Genomic DNA, 3,313 nt, shown 5'->3' with positions numbered 1-3,313 from the left:
ACATTATACCAGAAAAAGGGAGGTCAATGCTCTTTTTATTTGCATTCTCCCATAAAATCAAGGTTTTTATTGAATTTTGGGACAAAAAAACAGGTAGTTTTTGACACTACCATCTATGCAATAGAGGAGAGAGTATGAAAACGAATAGAAGATGGGAAAATGTCAAATATGAGTTCAGACATAACGGACAAGCTATGTTTGCGGCTGCATATTTGATAATTATTATTTTGATCAGTATTTTCATTGTGTTCTGTAATGTGGATCCGGATGCAATCGATGTTGTAAACAAATTAAGCGGACCATCAGCCGAACACTGGTTTGGAACAGATGAACTGGGAAGAGATTATCTGGTACGTGTTCTCTATGGCGGTCGTGTATCTTTAGTGGTTGGTGTACTCGCGATGGTCACATCCATCGTAATCGGAGTGATGGTTGGGATGATTGCCGGATATTTCGGTGGTCTGGTTGACAGTATACTCATGAGGATTGTCGATGTATTTTCCGCAATTCCATGGATCATTATGGTAACAGTGGTGAGCTTGTTGTTCAAAAAAGGAATTGCATCAATTATCATTGTTATCGGATTGTTCAGCTGGATGGGAATTGCGAGACTTGTTCGATCGGAAGTTTTGTCTGCAAAGGAAAGAGAATATGTGCAATATGCAAAATTCATAGGTGTTCATCCAATGACGGTTATTGTGAAACAGGTTTTGCCGGCTGTATTTCCGACAATTATCACAGCAGCAACAGCAGAAATTGCAAATGCCATCATGACAGAAAGTTCACTGAGCTTCCTGGGACTTGGAGTTGCGGCACCAATGTCTAGTTGGGGAAGCTTGCTGCAAAGCTCACAGCAGTACCTGCAAAAAGCTCCGTATATGGCAATTTTACCAGGTATATTAATTATTTTAACGGTATATTCATTTAACAAATTAGGTGACGTACTTCGTGTATATGTTGAGCCTAAGATAACGGCAGGTGAAAGTAATGAGTAAAGAGTTGGTATTAGAAGTTAAAAATTTAAAAACTATATTCAAAAGCCGGGGACAAGAAGTGCAAGCTGTCAGAGGAGTCGAATTTTCCGTAGAAAAAGGTGAAATCATGGGAATTGTAGGCGAATCCGGAAGTGGAAAATCTGTTACAATGAAAGCGGTTATGGGTATTTTGCCGGAAAATGCCAAAGTAGAATACGATTCTTTGAAGTTGAATGGAAAAGAATTAGCTGGACTGAGTGCGGAAGAATATCGCAAGCTCCGAGGCAAAGAGATGACGATGATTTTTCAGGATCCAATGACAGCGTTGAATCCGCTTAAGAAGATTGGAAGTCAGTTGGAAGAGGTTATTTTGCGCCATAGCAATCTGTCCAGACAGGAAGCGAAAGAAAAAGCAATTGAAATGCTTCGCAAAGTAGGAATACCAGTTCCTGAGCAAAGAATTAAGCAATACCCGCATGAATTTTCTGGAGGTATGCGACAGCGTGTTTTGATTGCAATGGCGTTAGCCTGCGAACCGCAGCTGTTGATTGCGGATGAACCGACAACCGCATTGGATGTGACGATTCAGGCTCAGATTCTCGACCTGCTTAAAGAATTGGAACAAGAATATCACACATCGATTGTGCTTATCACACATGATATGGGAGTGGTTGCGACTGTCTGCAGTAAAATTGCAATTATGTATGGCGGATTGATTATGGAAAATGGAATGACAGATGAGATTTTCTATAATCCAAAGCATCCTTATACGAAAGCACTATTGCGTGCCATTCCTTCACTGGATTTAAAAGAAGGTGAAAGGCTTCAGTCGATTGACGGAGTACCGCCATCATTGATAGATCCTCCGGTCGGCTGTCCTTTTGCGGAACGGTGTGAATATGCGACGGAACGCTGTTATAAAGAAATGCCGAAGTATAAAAACTATAGCGAAACACATCGTGCTATGTGCTTTTTAAATGAACAGGAATAGGAGGAAATGTGATGAATCAAGAAATATTGATTTCAGCTAAAGGCTTGAAAAAGTACTTTCCTGTCAAAAAATTTCTGGGCGGAAAGACACAGTACGTGAAAGCTGTTGACAACATAGATTTGGATATTCGAAAAGGGGAAACGTTTGGACTTGTAGGCGAATCCGGATGTGGAAAATCAACGCTTGGAAGAACAATGATACGTATGTATGATGTGACCGGAGGGACACTTACTTATAAGGGACATGATATCACAACTGCGAAACCTTCACAAATGAAACAGTTCCAAAACAAGATGCAGATTATTTTTCAGGATCCTTATTCTGCATTGAATCCTTTTTGGAATGTAGAAGAAATTCTGGAAGAGCCATTAAAACAGATTGGGATGAATTCTGCCGAGAGAAAAGAACGTATGGAATATCTCTTATATAAAGTGGGTATGAAAAGTGAAGACTTGATAAAGTTTCCTTATGAGTTTTCGGGAGGACAGAGACAAAGAATCGGAATAGCAAGGGCACTAAGTGTGAATCCGGAATTTATTATGTGCGATGAACCGATTGCGGCTCTAGATGTGTCGATTCAGGCTCAAGTAGTTAATATGCTGGAAGACTTGCAAAATGAATTTGGACTTACTTATTTATTTGCAGCTCACGACTTGTCAATGGTGCGTTATATAAGTACTCGAATCGGAGTTATGTATCTTGGAAACCTTGTTGAAGTGACAACAAGCAATGAATTGTATGAGAATCCGCTCCATCCATATACGCAGGCATTGCTTTCGGCTATACCTATTGCGGATCCTGAGACGGCAAGAAAACGAGAAAGAATAAAACTGCAAGGAGAATTGCCGAGCCCTATGGATGTGCCGGAAGGTTGCCATTTTGCACCAAGATGTCCATATGCGACACAAAGATGTAAAGAAGAATGTCCGAAATTACGTGAATTTGATAAAGGACACTATGTCGCTTGTCACAGAGTGGAAAATGTGAACTGAATTTAGTGTTTCAAATGTAATTAACAATCAAATGAAATTGTGTAAATTGACTGAATTGCGCGAAATAAATATTCAGTATTGACAATTCCGAAATGGAATGGTAAGATATGACTCGTTGACCGGACAGGAATCAGAAATGAGGAGCCGGGCAGCGGGTCATAACTGATTTCCGAAAGGGCTGAGACAGAGGCCAGGGGGCGGCATGCAGAAGTCTGATAAGAAAAAAGTTGTTGACAAACGTCGAGAGATGTGATAATCTATTTAAGCTGTCGCTCTGAAGAATAGAGTTCCGAAGAACGGATCGGCAAAAAAGAAAAATAAAAAAGTCTTGACAGAAGCTTGAAGATGTGATAATC

At 40.3% G+C, this 3,313-nt stretch carries 3 protein-coding genes; all 3 read left to right on the top strand.

Annotated elements, in window-relative coordinates:
* The first annotated feature begins 134 nt into the window (after window positions 1-134).
* From ACTNBF_RS16310 to ACTNBF_RS16300, 3 genes are read left to right on the top strand one after another with little or no spacing between them, the layout of a single operon-like run.
* On the top strand, window positions 135-995 hold the full coding sequence (locus tag ACTNBF_RS16310; RefSeq protein ID WP_441050453.1) for an ABC transporter permease: 861 nt from the start codon (window positions 135-137) through the stop codon (window positions 993-995).
* Entirely contained in the window at window positions 988-1,965 is a 978-nt protein-coding gene (locus ACTNBF_RS16305; RefSeq protein ID WP_427820890.1) for an ABC transporter ATP-binding protein, read from the top strand. Before ACTNBF_RS16310 ends, ACTNBF_RS16305 begins: the two co-directional genes overlap by 8 nt.
* Before the next feature lie 11 nt (window positions 1,966-1,976).
* A complete protein-coding gene (locus ACTNBF_RS16300; protein WP_441050452.1) occupies window positions 1,977-2,957 on the top strand; it encodes an ABC transporter ATP-binding protein in 981 nt (326 codons plus the stop codon).
* Window positions 2,958-3,313 lie beyond the last annotated feature (356 nt).

The organism is Bariatricus sp. HCP28S3_A4 (genome assembly GCF_052066395.1).
In the GTDB taxonomy this organism is placed as follows: Bacteria; Bacillota; Clostridia; order Lachnospirales; family Lachnospiraceae; genus Allocoprococcus.
The sequence above is the reverse complement of the archived record's forward strand: the minus strand, read 5'-3'. Positions and strand labels throughout refer to the sequence as shown.

Bases quoted from the DNA above. Each gene is read 5' to 3' on its own strand.
- ACTNBF_RS16310 (WP_441050453.1), top strand. From the start codon at position 135: ATGAAAACGAATAGAAGATGGGAAAATGTCAAATATGAGTTCAGACAT.
- ACTNBF_RS16305 (WP_427820890.1), top strand. From the start codon at position 988: ATGAGTAAAGAGTTGGTATTAGAAGTTAAAAATTTAAAAACTATATTC.
- ACTNBF_RS16300 (WP_441050452.1), top strand. From the start codon at position 1,977: ATGAATCAAGAAATATTGATTTCAGCTAAAGGCTTGAAAAAGTACTTT.